This window comes from Aquabacter sediminis, assembly GCF_028863665.1.
GTDB lineage: Bacteria > Pseudomonadota > Alphaproteobacteria > Rhizobiales > Xanthobacteraceae > L1I39.
Map to the genome: position 1 here is coordinate 70,164 of NZ_JARBFX010000016.1, position 19,664 is coordinate 89,827.

A 19,664-nucleotide genomic window follows, 5' to 3' on the forward strand; every position below is an offset into this window, starting at 1 on the left:
AGCCCCCCTCATCCCTATGGTGCGGCCCGCTGAAAGACAAGCGGGGAGCCCCTCTTGGCCGTCGTCCTTCCGTTCGAACCCAACGAGCCGTCCATCGAAGCCCTGGTCCAGCTGGTCAAGGCGGACATGGAGCGGGTGAACGCGACCATCCTGGCCCGCACGGGATCGGACGTGGCCATGATCCCCGAGGTGGCGAACCACCTCATCTCCAGCGGCGGAAAGCGGCTTCGGCCGATGCTCACGCTCGCCTGCGCGCATTTGAGCGGCTATCGCGGCGAAGGTCATGTGAAGCTCGCCGCCTCGGTGGAGTTCATGCACACCGCCACCCTCCTCCATGACGACGTGGTGGACGAGAGCGACATGCGGCGCGGAAAGCTGGCCGCGCGCAAGCTGTGGGGCAACGAGGCCTCGGTGCTGGTGGGCGACTTCCTGCTGGGCCAGGCGTTCAAGATGATGGTGGAGGTGGGCTCCCTCACCTGCCTGGACATTCTGTCCACCGCCGCCAGCGTCATTGCCGAGGGCGAGGTGATGCAGCTCGCCGCCGCCAAGAATACCGAGACCTCCGAGGACGACTATCTGGCCGTCATCCGCGGCAAGACGGCGGAACTCTTCGCCGCCGCCTGCGAGGTGGGCGCGGTGCTGGGCCAGCGCCCCAAAGGCGAGCAGGCGGCCTGTCGCTCCTATGGCATGAATCTCGGCATCGCCTTCCAGCTCGTGGACGACGCCCTCGACTATGGCGGCAGCCAGGCCAAGCTCGGCAAGAATGTGGGCGACGATTTCCGCGAGGGGAAGATCACCTTGCCGGTGGTACTGGCCTTCCGCCGTGGCGATGCGGAGGAGCGCGCCTTCTGGAAGCGCGCCCTGGAAAGCGGGGAGGCCTCGGACGCAGAGCTTGCCACCGCCATCGGCCTGCTCACCAAGCACAGGGCGCTGGCCGACACCATCGAGCGCGCCCGCCATTACGGCGCCATGGCCAAGGATGCCCTGGCCCTGTTCCCCAACGGCCCGGCCAAGGATGCCCTGAGCGAGGCCGTGGACTTCTGCATCTCCCGCGCGCACTGAGGGCGGGCGGCACCGGTCTTCAGCGCAGCACCGTCGCCTTCACCCACCAGGCCGGATAACGGGCCGACACCCGCCGCGCGAGACGGGCGGCGGCACGGCAATCCGGCGTCAGCGCGAAAACCGTTGCCCCGGAGCCGGACATGCGCACAAGCCGCGCCTCCGGCCCTTCGGCGAGGGCCGCCTTGGCGCGGCGAATGTCCGGGGCGATGGCTTCCGCCGCCTCTTCCATATCGTTGCCGATGCCGGCGAGGCAGGCCATCAGGTTGTCCGTGGTGGCCGGCAGGACGGCGGGATGGAGCGGGCCGGCCCGTTCCTCGCCGGGTTCAAGGCCAAGGCCCCGGAACACCGCCGGGGTGGGCACGGCGGCACGACAATTCACCAGCACTGCGAACAAGGGCGGCAAGGTAAGGGGAGCGGACAGACAATCGCCCACCCCCTCCATCAGCCGGGCGCGAGGATTGAGGCAGACGGGCACATCCGACCCCACAGCCCGCGCCGCTGCCATGAGGTCCGGATCGTCGGGCGCCAGGTGGTTGGCCTGCGCCAGCAGGCGCAAGGCCGCAGCGGCGTCGGACGATCCCCCACCCAGGCCCGCCGCCACGGGCAATCGCTTCGCAAGTGCAAAATGGCCAAGCTTCAGCCCGGAGCGGCGGTCCGCAAGCGCCCGGGCGGCCTTGATGACGAGATTGTCATCCAAGGGTCCGGCCGCCTGTGCCCCCGGTCCCTCCACCGCGAGGGAGAGAGTTTCACCCGGCTCCAGGGTCAGCCGATCTCCCACGCCGGCGAAGGCGACAAGGCTTGAAAGATCATGAAAACCATCAGCCCGGCGCCGCAGCACCCGCAGCGTCAGATTGACCTTTGCCGGCGCACGCGCCACAAGCTTGCTCATGGCAGCGGCTTATGGCGCGGCGCGCCGGACGCGGCAAGCGCTCGGTGGCGGCGCGGGACCAAGAAACTTGCGGGGCGGTGCGAAAGCGGCCATCCTCCCGCCACGGGGTGTGCATTTGCTAAGGCCAGCGTCGCCTTCCAGGATTCTCGCACGGTGAAGATTCAAATCTCTCGTTCGCCCAAGGCCATTGCGGCTGCCTTCTGCGCGGCGCTTTCGCTGGCTGCCCCCTCCATCGCGCGGGCGGACTATCCTCCGCCCACCGACCCGACCGTGGCGGGTGCCTACTTGGCCGCGCGCCTCGCCAGCACCGAGCGCGATTCGGAAGCCGCCGTTGCCTATCTGCGCGCGCTCCTGAAAATGGACCCGCGCAATGAAGAGGTGATGGAGCGCGCCTTCTTCGCCATGCTGGTGGACGGCGACGTGGACGACGCCGTGCCGCTTGCGGAAAAGATGGTCAAGATCGACCGGACCCACCGCATCGCGCGCTTGGTCCTGGCCATCCGCTCCATCAAGAAGAGCAATTACCAGTCCGCCCGCACCAATCTCTCGCTCTCGGTGCGCGGCCCCATCGGCGATCTCACCGCCACGCTACTGGCCGCCTGGACCATGATGGGCTCCGGCAACGCCAAGGCCGGCGTGGACATGATCGACCGCCTGCAGGGCCCGGAATGGTACATCGCCTTCAAGGACCTGAATGCCGGCCTCATCCTGGATGCCGCCGGGCAGAAGAAGGAAGCGGGCAAGCGCCTCGATGCGGCCATGAAGGTGGACCCCACCTCGCTGCGCGCCGTGGATGCCTATGCCCGCTGGGCCTCGCGCAACAACGACATTCCCGGCGCCATCGCCGCCTATGAGGCCTTCGACAAGGTGCTGCCGCGCCATCCCCTGGTGCAGGCGGCGCTGGCCGACCTCAAGGCCGGCAAGCAGCTGCCCGCCCTGGTGCGCAACGCCCAGGAAGGTGCCTCCGAGGTACTCTATGGCCTCGGCGCCGCGCTGGCCCGCCAAGGCGGCGAGGACCTGGCACTGGTCTATCTCCAGCTCTCGCTCTGGCTCTATCCCGAGCACTCCCTGGCGGGCCTGACGCTGGCCGATCTCTACGAGCAGCTCAAGCAGCCGGAAAAGGCCATCTCGGTCTATGAGAAGATCCCGGCCTCCTCGCCATTGAAGCGCAATGCCGAAGTTCAGCTCGCCGTCAATCTCGACGCCACCGACAAGTATGACGAGGCGCGCAAGCATCTCCAGGCTCTGGTCGCCGCCGATCCGCGCGACCTCGACGCCTTTATCGCGCTGGGGGGCATCGAGCGCGGGCGCAAGATGTTCTCCGAATGCGCCGCCACCTATGGCAAGGCGCTCGCTCTCCTGCCCAACCCCACCCGCAGCAACTGGTCGCTCTATTATTTCCGCGGCATCTGCGAGGAGCGGTCGAAGGACTGGCCTGCCGCCGAGGCGGACCTGAAGAAGGCGCTGGAGCTCTATCCCGACCAGCCCCATGTGCTGAATTATCTCGGATATTCGTGGGTGGACCAGGGCATCAACCTGGACCAGGGCCTCGACATGATCCGCAAGGCCGTGTCGCTGCGTCCCGACGACGGCTATATCGTGGACAGCCTCGGCTGGGCCTATTACCGCCTCGGCCGCTATGACGACGCCGTCACCGAGCTGGAGCGGGCTGTGGAGTTGAAGCCGCAGGACCCGGTCATCAACGACCATCTGGGCGACGCCTACTGGAAGGTCGGCCGGCAGCTGGAAGCCACGTTCCAGTGGAACCATGCGCGCGACCTGAAGCCCGAGCCGGAGGACCTGGACAAGATCCTCAAGAAGATCAAGGGTGGCCTCGACGCGGTGGAGAACCAGACGCAAGATCAGGCGCAGCAGCAGAAGGGCGGCTGAGCGGCGACCGGGGGCGGACGCGGCTTTTGGTTGCACTGCACACAGGCTTCGTGTGAAACAAGGTGTCACAGATGCGGACCCACGCCGGGCGGGAGGCGGCGGCGGGTGAAGAGGAGCGGAACGAATGACGCTGCAACGGCGCGTCCTGAACATTGGTTGCGGCCCGAAGTCCAAGTCCCGCCTGCACCGCGCTTTCCATGGTCCTGAATGGGACGAGGTGCGCCTCGACATCGACAAGAATGTGAAACCCGACATCGTCGGCTCCATCGTCGACATGTGGGAAGTGCCGACCGCCAGCTTCGATGCGGTGTGGTCCTCCCACAATGTGGAGCACCTGCACGCCCACGAGGTGCAGCCGGCCCTGCGGGAAATCCGCCGCGTTCTGAAACCCGATGGGTTCGTCCTCATCACCTGCCCTGACATCGAAGTGGTGGCGCGGCTGATCGCCGAGGGCAAGCTGGACGAGCCGGCCTATGTGTCGAGCGCCGGGCCCATCACGCCCATCGACATGATGTTCGGGCACGGCGGTTCGATCGCCGCCGGCCAGCGCTACATGGCCCACAACACCGCCTTCTCCCTGAAGCGCCTGGGCGACCAGCTGGTGGAAGCCGGCTTTGCCGAGGCGCGCGGGCTGACAAACATTTTCGACCTATGGGTGGTGGGCGCGGCCGGCAGCATGGCCCTTGCCCGCCGGACGCTCGACGGGATTCCCTCGCTCAGCCCCATGTTCGAGGACGAGCCGCAGGCGATCCCTGCCTACGCCCGATGATGCCGGCGCACGCGCCCCTCGCCTCCCGCGCGGAGCCGTGCGCCATCTCCGATCGGGACCTTCCCGCCCTGGTCCTCCGAGGCCTGGCGGAAGGACGGCTCGAAGAGGCCCTGGCCTTTGCCGAGCGGGCCTGCCGGATCGCAGCCGTGCCCGATCCTGACGCCCTGGTCATGCGGGCGCGCGTCTTCGCGGCCCTGGGCCAGGTGGAGACCGCCTTGTCGGACGCCGCCCATGCCCTCGGCATCGATCCCAACCATCCCGACGCCGCCGCCCTCATCCTCGCACATGCCCCCGACGAGGCGAGCCGGCGGGCCGCGGCAGAGATCGTGCTCGGCTCCAGTCCCCGCGCCTCCGACCTGAAGGCGGCCTTGGCGGTGCTGAAGGCGCAGGGTGCGCCGGGCCATGCCAGCCTGCGCTTCACCGCCGCCGGGCTCGAGGGACGGGCGATGTGGGGCGCTGGCACCGACGCCAGCCTTGTCATCGAGACGGACGGGCAGGAGGCACGCATGTCCATCGCCCCTGTTGCGGGCCATCCGCTCCAGGGGCCGTTTGACGAAGTGGCGGATCTCTTTCTGTCCCTGCCGCCAGACACGATTGTGGCGCGGATTGAGCTGGACGGCGCTCTTCTGGCACAGGTGCGCCGGGCCGCACCCCGCCGCCCGTCCACGCCCGCAGCCGCGGCGGACACCGTCGCCACAACGGTTCTCATTCCAGTCTATGATGATTTCGAGGCCACCGTCCGCTGTATCGAGAGCGTGCTGACGCATCGCCCCGACGGGACACGCCTCGTACTGGTGGACGACGCCACCCCCGACCCTGCCATCGCCGCCTTTCTCGACAGCCTGGACGCTCCCGATACCCTTCTGCTGCGCAACACCGCCAATCTCGGCTTCGTCGGCGCGGTCAATCTGGGGTTGGAAGCCATTGGCGGCGGCGATGTGATCCTGCTGAACGCGGACACCGTGGTGCCCGCCGGCTTCGTGGAACGCCTGGCGGCGGCGGCCTACAGCGCGCCCGATATTGGCACCGTGGTCCCGCTCTCCAACAATGGGGAATTCGTGAGCCTGCCGCGCCCCTTCGTGGCCAATCCCCTGCCCGATCCCGAGCGGTTCGCCGCCATCGACGCCGTGGCCGCGCGGGTGAATGCGGGGGTGGTGCGCGATTTGCCGAGCGGCATCGGCTTTTGTCTCTACATCGCCCGGCGCTGCCTCTCCGACGTGCCGCGCCTGTCCGAAGGATGGGGCCGGGGCTATCTGGAGGATGCCGACTTCTGCCTGCGCGCCCGCGCCCGTGGCTGGCGCAACGTGTGCGCCGGCGACATTTTCGTGGGCCATGAGGGCACGCGCTCCTTCAAAGGCGACAAGCGTTCTCTCGTCATGCGCAACCTGCCGCGCCTCGCCGAGCGCTTTCCCACCTATCGGCCCGCATGCGCTGCCTTCGTCCATGCGGATCCGCTGTCGGATCTGCGGGCCGCCATCGCGCGAAATCTGCCCGCCGACGGCATTGCCCGGCGGCTGGTGGTGGCCGGCCCCCGGCTGTCCGCTTTGATGGGCCATCTTCCCGCGCCCGCCCTGCCGGTGCTGCACCTGGAGCTGGATGGCCCTGGCGACACGGCCACGGCGCGGCTGACTGCCCCGCAGGGCGAGGGCCCCTGGCGGCTCCCGTTCAGGCTTGGCACCGACGATGGCGCGCTGCTTGAACACCTGCGGACATGCGGCATCGCCGAAGTGGAGGTGCTCGCTCACGAGCCTCTCCCGCGCCGCCTTTGGACGGTGCTCTGTGCCCTGGAACGGCCCATCGATGTGCGGATCGTCGACGTGCGCACGCTCAGCAGCGCCACCGACGGGGGCGGGGGCGGACACGGCCTGTGGCCGGTCGGCTGCGAACCCCATCTGGGCGTGGTTCAGGCGGCCAATGACGCGGTGGACACCCTGCTGCGGGCGCTGCCCTCCGCACCCCGCGACTATCTCAGCCCCCCCATCCGCCCCCTGCGCGCGCCGGGAGAGGTGGCCGACACGCCTCCTGGACCGGCCTTGGGCATTCTCAGCCCCGTTGCGAGCGCCGCGGGCCTTGCCCTGACCGAGGCGCTCGCCGCGCAGCGGTTAGCGTCCAACGGGGATGATGCCCTCTTCATTCTCGGGAAAAGCCTTTCGGAAGAGCGTCTGCTGAGTCGTCCCTTCGTTTTCCCACTGGGCCCCGTCTCGCCCGGCGACCTGACGGGGATTGTGGCGCGGCACGCAATTGGCGCGCTCGTGGTGCCGGATGCGCATGCGATGGGTCATCCCGTGACAGAGGCAGCGGCGGATCTTGGCCTGCCCATGGCTTGGGTTGGAGTGGAAACACTTTACCCCGGTAGCGATTTGACGCTTGCAATGGGCACTGACGCATCGGAATCTGCCCGCTTGATTGACGTCTGGATCAAGAGCAAACGGATCTGATGAGCTACGCCCCCCAGATTGCGGTGGATGCCGCCCCCCATCTGGACCCGTCGCCCGACCTGCCGTGGGCCGACTTCCACCCGACCGACACCGGTTCGTTCGCCGGCTATGCCTTCGAGCCGTCGGAACCTGGGCGCAGGCTGGTGGTGGAAGTCCTCGTGGATGGCGTTCCGGCGGCGGTAGGCTTGGCGGATCTCTATCATCCCCTCCTCGCGGAAGCGGGAATCGGTGACGGGTGCCATGGCTTCCGATTCACCCTAGGCGCGGATGTGCTCGCGGGTGCGGCCCGCATCAGTGCCCGACTGGCCAATACGGACATTGCGTTGCCCACCCGCGATCCCATGCCGGACGCCGGGGCGGTGGCGCCGGGCGAGACCAGCGCGGTGGAGTGGCTGGGCGGCTTGCGCTTCCGGGGATGGCTCAAAGCCACCAGCGATACACCGTTCATCCTCGTCACCGTGGACGGCGAGGACGTGTGCGAGATCGCTGCTGACCTGTGGACCGTCGCGCAGGCGGACGGCTCGCTTCTGCCCGCCCGTGGCTTCGACTTCACCTTGCCCGACAGCTTCGCCGACGGCGTCGCGCATGTGGCCCGATTTTCCATCCGAAACCAGGCGCTCGGCCAGGGCGCGGTGGCCTTCCTGGCCTTCCCGGACAGCCTGAGGGCCGCTCTCGACCGCCTGGCGGTGCCGGCCAGCGAGAGCCTTCGCGCTGAGCTGTTCGACCGCATGCTGCCGCGCTCCCTCCCGTTCGAACGCTATGACGACTGGCGCGAGGCGCTTTCCTGCGAGGTGCCGCCCTTCCCGGCGGAGAGCGCCCCGATCGGCATCGTCCTCCTGGGGGAACCCAATCTGGAAGACAGCCTCAATGCGTTGTCGCGGGAGCCCGAAGGCTGGATCGTCGGCGTCGTGCCCAGCGACCTTGCCCAGGTGGAGTTCGACCCCGCCAACGTGGCGGAGTTCGCCCGCTCGGAAGCGCAGGAGTGCCAGGCCTTCCTCTTCCTGCCCTCCGGAAGCCACATCCATGCGGGGGCGCTGGCGCGCATCGCCCGCGCCTTGGCGGCGCATCCCGATGCAAGTCTGGTCCATCTGGACATGGATGTGGAAGGCGCCGACAGACGGCGCTGGCCCCTGGCATTGCCGGCCGGGGATTATGAGCGGCTGCTGGAGCAAGGCTATTCGGCGCGCGCCTTCGCCATGCGCCGGACAGCCCTGGAGACCAGCCTGCGGCGCGGCGCGCGGAACGTCTTCCGGCTCGCCAATTCGATCTATGATTCCCACCCCCACGCGGCCACGCCGCCGCTGCATCTCAGCGGAGCCTGCGTCACACTTCCGGGCGCGCTGCTTCAGGAAGGCGAGATGAGCCTGCGGGCGGCCACGCAGGATCACCTGCGCTCCCTGCGGGTGGAAGCCAGCTGCCTGCCCGCATCCGGTGCAGCCTTGCCTGCGGTGCGCGTCTCCCGCGCGCCCGATCCTGGCCGTGTCTCCGTGGTGGTCAATGCCATGGCCGCGCCAGACCAAGTTGCGCGCAGCCTCGCCTCGCTGGTGCCTGCCATCCGGCGCCTGTCGGGGGAGCTGATCCTGATGGTGGATCCTGCGCGGCCTGTGCCGGTGCTGCCCATGCCCTTCCGTCAGGTTCCGTGCGTCCATCTCAGCCGCGCCGCCGCCATCAATGCGGGCCTGCGCGCTGCCCAGGGCGAGATCCTGGTGCATGTGGAGGCTGGCGTGGTGTCCCAGGACGGCGCATGGCTCGACGAATTGCTGGGCCGCCTTGCCGGGCCTGGCGTCGGTGCCGCGGCCGGCCTCCTGCGCGATCCCGATGGCGGCGTGGTGGATGCGGGCTATGTGCTCGGGCCGAAGTTCGACGCCTTGCCCGCCTTCCAGGATCGGGTGGGCCGGGACCCGGGCTATGGTGACCTGCTCCAGGTGGCCCACGAGGTGGGAGCGCTCTCCTGGCGCTTCATCGCCATGCGCGCCCATGCCTTCTCCTCCCTGGAGGGCCTGGACGAGCAGCATTTCCCCTCCTTCCTGTTCGACGTGGACTTCAGCCTGCGCCTGCGGGCGCTCGGCCGGCGGCTCATTCTCACGCCTCACGCCCGCACCAGCATCGAGGCCGCCACCGGCGCCGTTCGCGGCAGCCTACAGCGGGACCGGCGCGACCGGGAATTGCGCACCCTGCGCGCCCGGTGGGGCCTGGAGCTTTCGGCCGATCCCTATTACAGCCCCATCCTCACCCAGGATGGCGTGCCCTATTCCGCGCTTTGCTGGCCACCTGCCGCCTTCGCCTTGCGCCAGACAATCCCGCCCGATGGCGGGGCCCTTCCGGGAAGCCTGTGAAAGAACCTGGCGCACCATGTGCTGGTGGCGGTGCAGCCAGGACCATCCGCCGGGACCATTGACAAGGCCACGAAGCGATGGTTCGTGACCCACGCCTGTTGAGAAGGATCATGCCATGCGTCAGTGTTCACGCGCCTTCCTCGCCGCCGCGCTTCTGATGACGTCTTTCTCGAGCCTCGCCGTGGCCCAAGTACCCGGCACGATCTTTACCGCCAATCCGGCAGCCTTGAGTTCGTGCGAGGCGCCGCGCGAAGTCAGCTTGAGCTGGGATGCCCGCGCCTCAAAGGCCGCAGACGTGGAAGTGCTGGCGGCGCCGAGCGCCACCGGCGAGTCCCAGCTGTTTGCTGCGGTATCTGGCGCCGTCGGCACGGCCAAGACCGGCCCATGGACCCGCGCGGGCTCTCTGTTCACCCTGCGCGATCAGAAGACCAAGGCCGTTCTCGCCACGCTCACCATCGGTAGCTTGCCCTGCACCCGATAGCCGTTAGGCGAGGTTTCGTTGGTTCGGGAGACGTTTGAAGGTCGACGGAGCATGCGAACGAACGTTCGCTCTTGACGGCGCAGGTGCCGAGCGCCTACGAGAGCGAATATTCGTTCGCATCCCGTGAGGCCCCGTGCACGACATCGCCGCGCCCCGCTCCGATCATCGTACCGACCAGCAAAGGCGCATCCTCGCCGCGGCGGTCACCTGCTTTGCCCGGGCCGGCTTCCATGGCACGTCCATGCAGCAGATCTGCGCCGAGGCCGGCATGAGCCCCGGTGCGCTCTACCGCTATTTTCCCTCCAAGGAATCCCTGATCGGCGCCATCGTCGAAGGCGAGCGTGCAGAGCGGGCGCGGGTATTCGAGCAGTTGTCCGCGGCGCCGAGCTTCCTGGAAGGCCTGGCCGCCGGCATGGTCACCGTCCTCACGGAGGACACCATGGTGTGCTCCCGCCTCGGGCCGGAGATCATGGCGGAAGCCATTCGCAATGCGCGCCTGCGCGAGGCTGTGGAGCCAGTGGAAGCGGAAAGCCGCGACATGCTCCGCGAGGCCCTCGCCGCCGCCGTCGCGGCGGGCGACGTGGATGTTGGCGATGATCTTGAGAACGTATTGATCCTGCTCCAGGCCATTGGCGACGGGCTGGTGCTCCACAGCCAGCTTCATCCCGAATGGAAAGTCGCCGATCGCGTCCCCGCCTTGGCTGCGATGGTCGGCCGCATGCTCAAGCCCACGCCCTCCTCCGGGGAGGACGCGCCATGAGCCGCCCGCGCCACGAGGATGACGTGATCCTCTCCCATGGTCATGAACACGTTTGCGCGGTGCCTGCTGCCCGTCCGCTCCCGCCTCCCTCTTGGAATCCCGTTCCCATGCGCCGCCTTGTTTCCTGCCTCGGCCTCGCCCTCACCTTCGCCCTCGCCCCTGCGGCCGCGGTGCGCGCGGAGGCGCCGCCGGCAAAGAGCGGCAAGGGGCTGACGGTGACCGTCGTCCGGCCGCAACCCCGGCTGATGACGGAATCGCTGCTGGCCACCGGCTCGCTAAAGGCACGGGAGGAGATCCAGATCGGGCCCGAGGTGGAAGGCTACCGGCTGGTGGAAATCCTGGTGGACGTGGGCGACAAGGTGGAGCGCGGCCAGGTTCTGGCCCGCCTCGCCCGCGACATGCTCCAGGTCCAGATCGCACAGAACAATGCCAGCGGCGCCCGTGCGGAAGCTGCCATCGCCCAGCAGAATGCCACCCTCGACCAGATGCTCGCCCAGGAGACGGAAGCCTCCGCTGCCGTGGACCGCGCGCGCCAGCTGCGCAAGACGGGGGTGATTTCCCAGGAGGCCCTGGATGAGCGGGAGCGGGGGGTGAAAGTGGCATCGGCCCAGGTTGCCGCCGCCCGCCAGGCGCTGGTGGCCGCGCGCGCGGAAGCCAAGCTGGTGCAGGCCCAGCGGGAGGAGATCGAACTGCGGCTGCGGCGGACGGAAGTGCGCTCGCCCGACAATGGTGTAATCCTCACCCGCGACGCCCGTCTGGGCTCCATCGTGCTGTCCAATCGCGCCGATCCGCTGTTCCGGATCGCCAAGGATGGCGCCATTGATTTGGAGGCGGAGGTGCCGGAGGCGGCCATGCCGCGCATCGCCGTCGGCCAGCCCGTGGATGTGACCCCCGCCGGCTTCACCAAGCCCGTGCAAGGCAAGGTGCGTCTGATTTCCGCGCAGGTGGACAAGTCCACCCGGCTTGGCCTCGTGGAAATTGCCCTGCCCGAGGATACCCGCCTGCGGCCGGGCACCTATGCGCGGGGACTGATCGAGATCGGCCGCCGCGAGGGCCTGGTTGTGCCCCAGTCGGCGGTGCAGTTCGATGCCAAGGGCGCCTATGTGCTGGTGGTCACCGATGGGATCGTCAATGAACGGCGGGTGGAAACCGGCCTGAAGAGCGACGGACGGGTGGAACTTGTGCAGGGCGTCAGCGCCAATGACCAGGTGGTGGTGCGGGCCGGCGGCTTCCTGCGGGAGGGCGATCATGTGACCCCGGTCGAGGCCATCCAGACCGCGAAGGATGCCGGCTGATGGCTCTTAACGTCTCGGCCTGGGCGATCCGAAAGCCCATCCCTGCGCTCGTCCTGTTCGTGGTGCTCACCGCACTCGGCATCGTGCATTTCCGGTCCCTGCCGGTGACGCAGATGCCCAATATCGACGTCCCCATCGTCATGATCACCGTCAGCCAGCCCGGCTCGGCGCCGAGTGAACTGGAGACGCAGGTTACCAAGAAGGTGGAGAATGCGGTCGCCGGCGTGGCGGGTGTGAAGCACATCACCTCGTCCATCTCCGAAGGCACCTCCATCACAACCATCGAGTTCCACCTGGAAACGGCCGTGGACCGGGCGGTGAATGACACGCGCGATGCGGTGACGAAGATCCGCACCGAGCTGCCCCAATCCATCGATGAACCCATCATCCAACGCGTCGACATTGAAGGGCTCCCAATCATCACCTTCGCGGTGTCCTCCGCCACGCTGAGCGCGGAGGAATTGTCGTGGTTCGTGGACGACACCGTCGCTCGTGCCATCCAGGGCATTCGCGGCGTGGCGCAGGTCAAGCGCCAGGGCGGCGCCGACCGCGAGATCCGCGTCGCGCTCGACCCGGACCGGCTGATGTCCCTTGGCATTACCGCGGCCGAGGTGAGCCGCCAGCTCAGGTCCACCAATCTGGATGTCTCCGGCGGACGGGGCGAAGTGGGCACGCAGGAACAGTCCATCCGCACCCTGGCGGGTGCCGAGACCGTGGACGCGCTCGCCGACATGCGCATCGTGCTCTCCAACGGCCGCTATGTGCGCCTCAAGGATCTGGGCCGCGTCTATGACGGCTCCGCCGAGCCCCGCGTCTTTGCGCGCCTGGATGGCCGGCCGGTGGTGGCCTTCGGGGTCTACCGCGCCAAGGGCTTTTCAGACGTTGTGGTGGAGGAGCGCGTCCAGAACGAGATCAAGAAGCTCGGTGCTGCGCATCCCGAAGTGACCTTCTCCATGATCGACACCACGGTGCGCTACACCAAGGCGGACTATGAATCCGCCATGCACACCCTCATCGAAGGCGCCATCCTGGCCGTGGTGGTGGTGTTTCTGTTCCTGCGGGACTGGCGGGCCACCATCATCACCACGCTGGCGATCCCGCTCTCCATCCTGCCCACCTTCTGGATCATGGACCTGCTGGGCTTCTCGCTGAATGCGGTGAGCCTTTTGGCCATCACGCTGGTGACCGGCATCCTGGTGGACGACGCCATCGTGGAGATCGAGAACATCGTCCGGCATATGAGGGAGGGAAAGTCGCCCTACCGCGCCTCCATCGAGGCGGCGGACGAGATTGGGCTTGCGGTGGTGGCGACCACTCTGACCATCGCCGCCGTCTTTGTGCCGGTCTCCTTCATGGGGGGCATTGCCGGGCAGTATTTCAAGCAGTTCGGAATCACGGTGGCCATCGCCGTGCTGTTCTCGTTGGCGGTGGCGCGGCTCATCACGCCTTTGCTGGCGGCCTATTTCCTGCGCGATACGGGCCATCACCAGGTGAAGGAAGGCCTGGTGATGCGCAATTACATGCGCGTCCTGGGCTGGTCGGTGCGGCATCGCTTCGTGACCATCCTGATGGGGTTCGGCGTGTTCGCCGGCACCATCTACCTGTCGACGCTGCTGCCCTCCGGCTTCCTGCCCGCCAACGACATTTCCCGCTCCATGCTGTCCATCGAGATGCCACCGGGCACCACTTTGGCCGAGACGCAGGACGTGGCCGACCGCATCACCGACCTGCTGCTGGAGCAGCCGGAGGTGGCAAGCGTCTATGCCACCGCCGGCACCGGGGGCGACGGGCTGTCGGCCGGCGAGGTGCGCGAGGCGCAGATTGTCGCCAACCTCAAGCCGCGCAAGGAGCGCGCGGTCGACCAGAAGACGTTTGAGGGCCGCCTGCACGACCAGCTGACCGCCATTCCCGATATGCGCTTCACCTGGAGCCCCAACGGCCAAGCAGCGCAGCGCGGCTTCACGGTCATCCTTTCCGGCAATGACGGGGATGCGGTGGAGGCGGCAGCGCTCAAGCTGGAAAAGGAGATCCGCGACGAGGTGCCGGTCTTGTCCAACGTGGTCTCCAGCGCCTCCCTCGACAGGCCCGAAATCCGCATCATCCCCAAGCTCGACCAGGCGGCCCAGCTGGGCGTGTCGGTGGACACCATCGCGGAGACGGTGCGCATCGCCACCATCGGCGACATCAACGCCAACCTGGCCAAGTTCTCGGCCAAGGACCGGCAGATCGACATCCGCGTCCAAATGGACGAGCGCGCGCGCGCCCATCTCTCCACCTTCGATGCCATTCGCGTGCCCACCAAGACGGGGGTCTCCGTGCCCCTGTCCGCCGTGGCCACCATCGAGTTCGGCAAGGGTCCGACCGCACTGGAACGTTATGACCGGGCCCGGCGCATCGCCGTGGAGGCGGACCTCGTGGGCGACACGCCGCTCGGCACGGCGCTTGAGCAGGTCAAGGCCCTCCCCGCTGCTCGCGATCTTCCGCCGGGGGTGACCCTCAAGGAATCAGGCGATGCGGAGATTATGGAAGAGGTGTTCACGGGCTTCGCACTCGCCATCGCGGCGGGCGTGATGCTGGTGCTGGCGGTGCTGGTGCTGCTGTTCCAGGACGTGCTGCAGCCCATCACCATCCTCATCTCTCTGCCGCTGTCGGTGGGCGGTGCCTTCATCGCGCTTCTTTTGACCGGCAACTCGGTCTCGCTGCCGGTGGTGATCGGCTTCCTGATGCTGATGGGCATCGTCACCAAGAACGCCATCCTCCTCGTGGACTTCGCGGTGGAGGCCATGGCTCTCGGCCATTCCCGCTTCGAGGCGCTCATGGAAGCGGGCCGCAAGCGCGCCCAGCCCATTGTCATGACCACCATCGCCATGGCGGCAGGCATGGTGCCCTCGGCCCTGGCACTGGGCGAAGGCGGTGCTTTCCGGGCTCCCATGGCCATCGCGGTCATCGGTGGGCTCATCGCCTCCACCGTTCTGTCGCTGGTGTTCGTGCCGGCCGTCTTCACGGTGATGGATGACTTGCGTCGGATCCTTGGTCGGATCTTCGGCCGTTTCATCGGCGCCCGCGATGAGCCGGACGGGGCCCATGCTGGCGAACATCGCGCCCAGCAGCACGTTCCCGGCTACCCCAAGGCGGCGGAGTGATCCGCCCCGGCGGATTGCGGGGTTCTAAAAGCCGAACGTGGGGATGAGATGAGGAGGACGATTTTACACGCCGTCCTTATTTCACACCCCATTTTTGGCATGGCAGATCCCCGCTTGACTTGTTCGTCAAATCGAACAATGTTGCACCGCAGGATCTTCAAGGAACGGGTGCGGCCATGACGCGCTGCCGGTGTATGCGAATGTGAAACCCAACGGCCCCGCACGCCCTGGCGCGCGGTCCGTTGGTTTCGTTCGGCATGCGCACCCGGCTCGAGGCCCGAGACGCCCGCGCATCCTTCCGCCCGCTTCCTCTTCTCCCCGCCGCTCCTGACGCCCCGGCTCTATGCCGGCCGCTGGCGTGCGCGGCATTGCCATGGTGACATGCGCATGAACGCCCTCTCCCCCTTCTCCCCCGCCGTCCCCGTCGTGGCGGACCCAACAGGAAGACCGCAAGCCGTGACGCCCTCCGTCGTCCAGTTCGAGCATGTGGGCAAGACCTATGGCGCCCGCCGCGGCACGCCCGAGGTGGCGGCGCTCTCGGATGTGAACCTGTCCGTGCCGGAAGGCACCATCGTGGGTGTCATCGGCCGCTCCGGCGCCGGCAAGTCCACCCTCATCCGCCTGGTGAATGGGCTGGAGCGCCCCACGTCCGGCCGGGTGGTGGTGGACGGCACGGACATCACCGCCTTGTCGGAGCCTGGCCTGCGCGAAGCGCGCCGGTCCATTGGCATGATTTTCCAGCATTTCAACCTGCTGGCACGGCGCACTGCTTTCGAAAATGTGGCCCTGCCTCTGGAAATTGCCGGCGTCCCCGCCCGGGAGATCAAGGCCCGGGTCGAGCCCCTCCTGGACCTCGTCGGCCTCGCCGACAAGCGCGACCGCTATCCCGCGGAACTCTCCGGCGGCCAGAAGCAGCGGGTGGGCATCGCCCGCGCACTGGCCATGCGCCCCCGCGTCCTCCTGTCTGACGAGGCCACCTCGGCGCTGGACCCGGAAACCACGAACCAGATCCTCGCCCTGCTGCGCAAGGTGAATGCGGAGCTGAACCTGACCGTCCTCCTCATCACCCATGAGATGGGGGTCATCAAGGCGGTCGCGGACCGGGTGGCCGTCCTCGACGGCGGGCAGATCGTGGAGGACGGGCCCACCTACGAGATCTTCGCCCGGCCCCAGCACGCCACCACGCGCTCCTTCATTTCGGCCCTGACCGGCGCCTCCCTGCCGCCCTACATCGCCGACCGCCTCCACGCAGATCCCATTCCTGGCGGCCAGGCCCTGGTGCGGGTGGTCTTCACCGGCAACCACGCCACCGACCCTGTGCTCTCTCGGGTTTCGCGGGTGCTGGGCATCGACCTCAACATCATTCAGGCCCAGGTGGACGACATTGCCGGCGTGCCGTTCGGCGTCATCGTAGTGGGCGTCCCCAGTACGCCCGGCACGGTGGAAGCCATGCGCGCCGCTGTGGAAAGGCTTGATCTCAGCACGGAGGTGCTCGGCTATGTCGCTTGATTTCCTCACCCCCGCCATGGTCGACCTGCTGATCGAGGCCACCAAGGCGACCCTCTATATGGTAGCGGTGGCCGGCCTCATCGGCACCGCCATCGGGCTGCCTTTGGGCGTGTTCCTCGCCACCAGCCGTTCGGGCGAGCTGTTCGCGGCCCCTCTCGTCAACCACGCACTCGGCCTGGTGGTGAATGCGGCGCGCTCCACGCCGTTCATCATCCTGGTGGTGGCCATCATCCCCTTCACCCGGCTGATTGCCGGCACATCCATCGGCACCAATGCCGCCATCGTGCCGCTGACAGTGGCCGCCGCGCCCTTCATCGCCCGCCTCATCGAAGCCGCAATCCGCGAGGTGGACCAAGGCCTGGTGGAGGCCGCACGCGCCATGGGGGCAAGCCCAGTGCAGATCGTGCTCAAGGTGCTGCTGCCGGAAGCCTTGCCCGCCATCACGCTCGCCCTGACCCTCGCCGCCGTCAGCCTGCTCGGCTACTCGGCCATGGTCGGCGCGGTGGGCGGCGGCGGCCTCGGCGACCTCGGCATCCGCTTCGGCTACCAGCGCTTCATGCCCGAGGTGATGGCCACCGTGGTGGTGATCCTCATCCTGCTGGTCCAGATCGTCCAGAGCGCCGGCGACCTGCTTGCCCGCCGGCTCGACAAGCGCAATCGCCGGGACTGACCCGGCGGCCCCTTCCAAAATCCAGTCTCTTCAGAAACACCCAGGAGAAATCCCATGACCCTCCGCAGCCTTCTGGCCGGCGTGGCCCTGGCGCTCGTCGCCACCGCAGCCGGTGCCGAAACCATCAAGGTCGGCGTTACCCCCGGCCCCCACGCCCAGATCCTGGAAGCGGTGAAGCCCATCGCCGCCAAGCAGGGCCTCGACATCCAGATCGTCGAATTCTCCGACTATGTGGTGCCCAACGAGGCGCTGAATTCCGGCGAGCTGCAGGCCAATTCCTTCCAGCACCAGCCCTATCTCGACAACCAGGTGGCCGATCGCGGCTATAAGCTCGTCTCCGTCGGCCAGACGGTGAACTTCCCCATCGGCATCTATTCCACCAAATATAAGAGCGTCGATGACCTGCCGGCGGGCGCGAGCGTTGGCATTCCCAACGATCCCACCAATGGCGGGCGCGTGCTGCTGCTGCTGCGCGACAAGGGCTATATCAAGCTGCGCGACGGCGTCGGCTTCAAGCCGTCGGTGGCGGATATCACCGAGAACCCGAAGAAGCTGAAGATCGTCGAGATCGACGCCGCCCAGCTGCCCCGCTCGCTGCCCGACCTCGCGGCCGCCGGCATCAACACCAATTATGCCAAGGAAGCCGGCCTCGACCCGGTGAAGGACCCGATCCTGCGCGAGGATCCCAAGGGCCCCTATGTGAATGTCATCGCCGTGCGCGTGGCCGACAAGGACAAGCCCTATGTGAAGATCCTGGTGGACAGCTATCGCTCGCCGGAGGTGAAGGACTTCATCCTGACCACCTTCAAGGGCTCGGTGCTGCCGAGCTGGTGAGCCTCCGGGACCCTTGTTCGTTCCACTGAAACGAGAAAAGCGCCGCCCCTTCCGGAGCGGCGCTTTTTCTTTGGGCTTCGCGGCCGCCGAAGACGTCTCAGTCCGCAGCTTCGAGCCGCGAAACCACCAGCGTGCGCGCCGCATCCACCAGCGCATCATAATCCTGCGCCATGGGTACGCCGACGGCGCTTTCCAGGGCGGTCTTCAGGGTCCAGATGGCGCTCATATCGGCGGGATGCTCCAGCACATCGCGCAATTGCTCGGCGCCGCCCTCGTCCATGATACGGGCCAGGAGGTCCAGCAGCACCACGGCCACCGGCTTGTCCAGCCCCAACGCCACCTCCCCTGCAAGGGCCGCGGCGGTGTCGATCTCGGTCTCCTCGAACGGGCTCTCGGTCATGGCGCGGGTCCTTCCTGTTTGATCCGCCTGCAGCAACACCCGGCGGTGGGATTCGTTCGACTATGGATCAGATCGCCGCCCAATCCGAAACAGCCTTTCCATGGACCGCCTTTGTGGCCGGTTCGCGCCGATGCCTTCACAAGGGCTTGCGCGCCACCAGGAAAAGGCGGGGAAACGCGAGCAGCACCTTGCCGTCCGGATGCACCGGATAATGCGGTGCGATGAGGTCGATGTACCGTTCCACATAGGCTGACCGCTCCTCGATCGTCAGCGGATCGAGATAAGGGCGCAGGCCCGTGCTCTTCACCCATTCGGCAATGGCCCCGTGACCATCCAGCGGGTGATGATAGGTCGTGCGCCAGATGTCCAAAGCCCCGCAACTTGGGCGCAGAATGTCGTAATAGGCGTCGATGCCGGGAAGCGGCGTGCGGGCATCGGCGGCGGAGGCCAGCTTTTGCGCCCAGGGGCCATGGGCGGCCGCGGTGCGCATGGCCACGTGCGAGGGCTCGTCGAGATTGTCCGGCATTTGCACCGCCAGGACGCCGCCGGGCGCCAGCTGTGCCATCAGCCGCGGAAGAAGCCCCTCATGGTCGGGAACCCATTGCAGGACAGCATTGGCAAAGAGAATGTCCGCTGGCGTTTCCAGCGAAAGCGCCGAGACGTCGCCGAGGAGAAAGGTGGCGCCGGGCAGGCGCTTGCGCGCGGCTGCGATCATGTCGGGCGAGGTGTCGATGCCAAGGATGCGGGCGTGTGGAAAGCGCTGCGCCAGCAGTTCCGTGGAATTGCCCGGGCCGCAGCCCAGATCGACCACGTGGCGCGCCTCAATGGGAGGAATGCGCGCCAGGAGATCCGAGGAGGGACGGGTGCGCTCATCCTCGAACTTCAGATAGAGCGCGGCATTCCAGTCCCCCGGCTGGGCCGGTGCGGTCGTGGTCATGGTCCCCTCCCCTCCCGTGCGGGGATGCATACGCCGATGGGAGTTTGGCGCAAGAGGGGGCGGGGGCTCGTCCTTGCGTCTGGCTTTTGCCGCCCGCTGCGCGTGGCATGTGATGAACAGCAAAAACCCCCGTTTGTCTTTCGACGCCCGGGGGTTTTTGTTTTGTTTATCGTGTTTAGAGCTTTGATGTCCTTTGCAGGCCTGGCAGCGACCTACTCTCCCGCGTCTTGAGACGAAGTACCATTGGCGCT

Annotated in this window: 15 protein-coding genes; 12 read left to right on the forward strand and 3 right to left on the reverse strand. The window is 67.4% G+C overall.

What is annotated here, in order from left to right:
- The first annotated feature begins 54 nt into the window (after window positions 1–54).
- The gene (locus PV781_RS22440; protein WP_274777850.1) at window positions 55–1,062 is read left to right on the forward strand and encodes a polyprenyl synthetase family protein; all 1,008 of its coding nucleotides are present in this window, start codon (window positions 55–57) and stop codon (window positions 1,060–1,062) included.
- Between the two features lie 19 nt (window positions 1,063–1,081).
- On the opposite strand, the gene PV781_RS22445 is transcribed toward PV781_RS22440, so the two are convergent.
- Window positions 1,082–1,951, reverse strand: a complete 870-nt coding sequence (locus PV781_RS22445) for a 4-(cytidine 5'-diphospho)-2-C-methyl-D-erythritol kinase (RefSeq protein ID WP_274777851.1) — start codon at window positions 1,949–1,951, stop codon at window positions 1,082–1,084.
- Between the two features lie 153 nt (window positions 1,952–2,104).
- On the opposite strand from PV781_RS22445, the gene PV781_RS22450 reads away from it, so the two are divergent.
- The 11 genes from PV781_RS22450 to PV781_RS22500 all read left to right on the forward strand — a co-directional run bounded on the left by PV781_RS22450 (window position 2,105) and on the right by PV781_RS22500 (window position 18,076).
- The gene (locus PV781_RS22450) at window positions 2,105–3,841 is read left to right on the forward strand and encodes a tetratricopeptide repeat protein (RefSeq protein ID WP_274777852.1); all 1,737 of its coding nucleotides are present in this window, start codon (window positions 2,105–2,107) and stop codon (window positions 3,839–3,841) included.
- Between the two features lie 124 nt (window positions 3,842–3,965).
- Window positions 3,966–4,610: a class I SAM-dependent methyltransferase gene (locus PV781_RS22455; RefSeq protein WP_274777853.1), complete on the forward strand. Its 645-nt coding sequence runs from the start codon at window positions 3,966–3,968 to the stop codon at window positions 4,608–4,610.
- A 146-nt stretch (window positions 4,611–4,756) separates the two neighbouring features.
- The gene (locus PV781_RS22460) at window positions 4,757–7,048 is read left to right on the forward strand and encodes a glycosyltransferase (RefSeq protein WP_274777854.1); all 2,292 of its coding nucleotides are present in this window, start codon (window positions 4,757–4,759) and stop codon (window positions 7,046–7,048) included.
- Complete coding sequence (locus PV781_RS22465) at window positions 7,048–9,384, forward strand: glycosyltransferase (protein WP_274777855.1); 2,337 nt, start codon at window positions 7,048–7,050, stop codon at window positions 9,382–9,384. The genes PV781_RS22460 and PV781_RS22465 overlap by 1 nt, the downstream gene beginning before the upstream one ends.
- A 115-nt stretch (window positions 9,385–9,499) precedes the next feature.
- Window positions 9,500–9,865 (forward strand): hypothetical protein, encoded by a 366-nt coding sequence (locus tag PV781_RS22470; protein ID WP_274777856.1) that lies wholly within the window; start codon window positions 9,500–9,502, stop codon window positions 9,863–9,865.
- 133 nt (window positions 9,866–9,998) lie between these two features.
- A complete protein-coding gene (locus tag PV781_RS22475) occupies window positions 9,999–10,625 on the forward strand; it encodes a TetR/AcrR family transcriptional regulator (protein WP_274777857.1) in 627 nt (208 codons plus the stop codon).
- A gap of 107 nt (window positions 10,626–10,732) precedes the next feature.
- Entirely contained in the window at window positions 10,733–11,920 is a 1,188-nt protein-coding gene (locus tag PV781_RS22480) for an efflux RND transporter periplasmic adaptor subunit (RefSeq protein ID WP_274777858.1), read from the forward strand.
- Window positions 11,920–15,063, forward strand: a complete 3,144-nt coding sequence (locus PV781_RS22485; protein ID WP_274777859.1) for an efflux RND transporter permease subunit — start codon at window positions 11,920–11,922, stop codon at window positions 15,061–15,063. The genes PV781_RS22480 and PV781_RS22485 overlap by 1 nt, the downstream gene beginning before the upstream one ends.
- 387 nt (window positions 15,064–15,450) lie before the next feature.
- Complete coding sequence (locus tag PV781_RS22490) at window positions 15,451–16,572, forward strand: methionine ABC transporter ATP-binding protein (protein WP_425532454.1); 1,122 nt, start codon at window positions 15,451–15,453, stop codon at window positions 16,570–16,572.
- Window positions 16,562–17,242, forward strand: a complete 681-nt coding sequence (locus PV781_RS22495; RefSeq protein WP_274777861.1) for a methionine ABC transporter permease — start codon at window positions 16,562–16,564, stop codon at window positions 17,240–17,242. The genes PV781_RS22490 and PV781_RS22495 overlap by 11 nt, the downstream gene beginning before the upstream one ends.
- 54 nt (window positions 17,243–17,296) lie before the next feature.
- Window positions 17,297–18,076, forward strand: a complete 780-nt coding sequence (locus PV781_RS22500) for a MetQ/NlpA family ABC transporter substrate-binding protein (RefSeq protein ID WP_274777862.1) — start codon at window positions 17,297–17,299, stop codon at window positions 18,074–18,076.
- Window positions 18,077–18,173: 97 nt separating this feature from the next.
- Here PV781_RS22500 and PV781_RS22505 read toward each other — a convergent pair whose 3' ends face one another.
- Complete coding sequence (locus PV781_RS22505; RefSeq protein WP_274777863.1) at window positions 18,174–18,476, reverse strand: hypothetical protein; 303 nt, start codon at window positions 18,474–18,476, stop codon at window positions 18,174–18,176.
- Between the two features lie 136 nt (window positions 18,477–18,612).
- Window positions 18,613–19,413 (reverse strand): trans-aconitate 2-methyltransferase, encoded by an 801-nt coding sequence (tam, locus tag PV781_RS22510; RefSeq protein WP_274777864.1) that lies wholly within the window; start codon window positions 19,411–19,413, stop codon window positions 18,613–18,615.
- Window positions 19,414–19,664 lie beyond the last annotated feature (251 nt).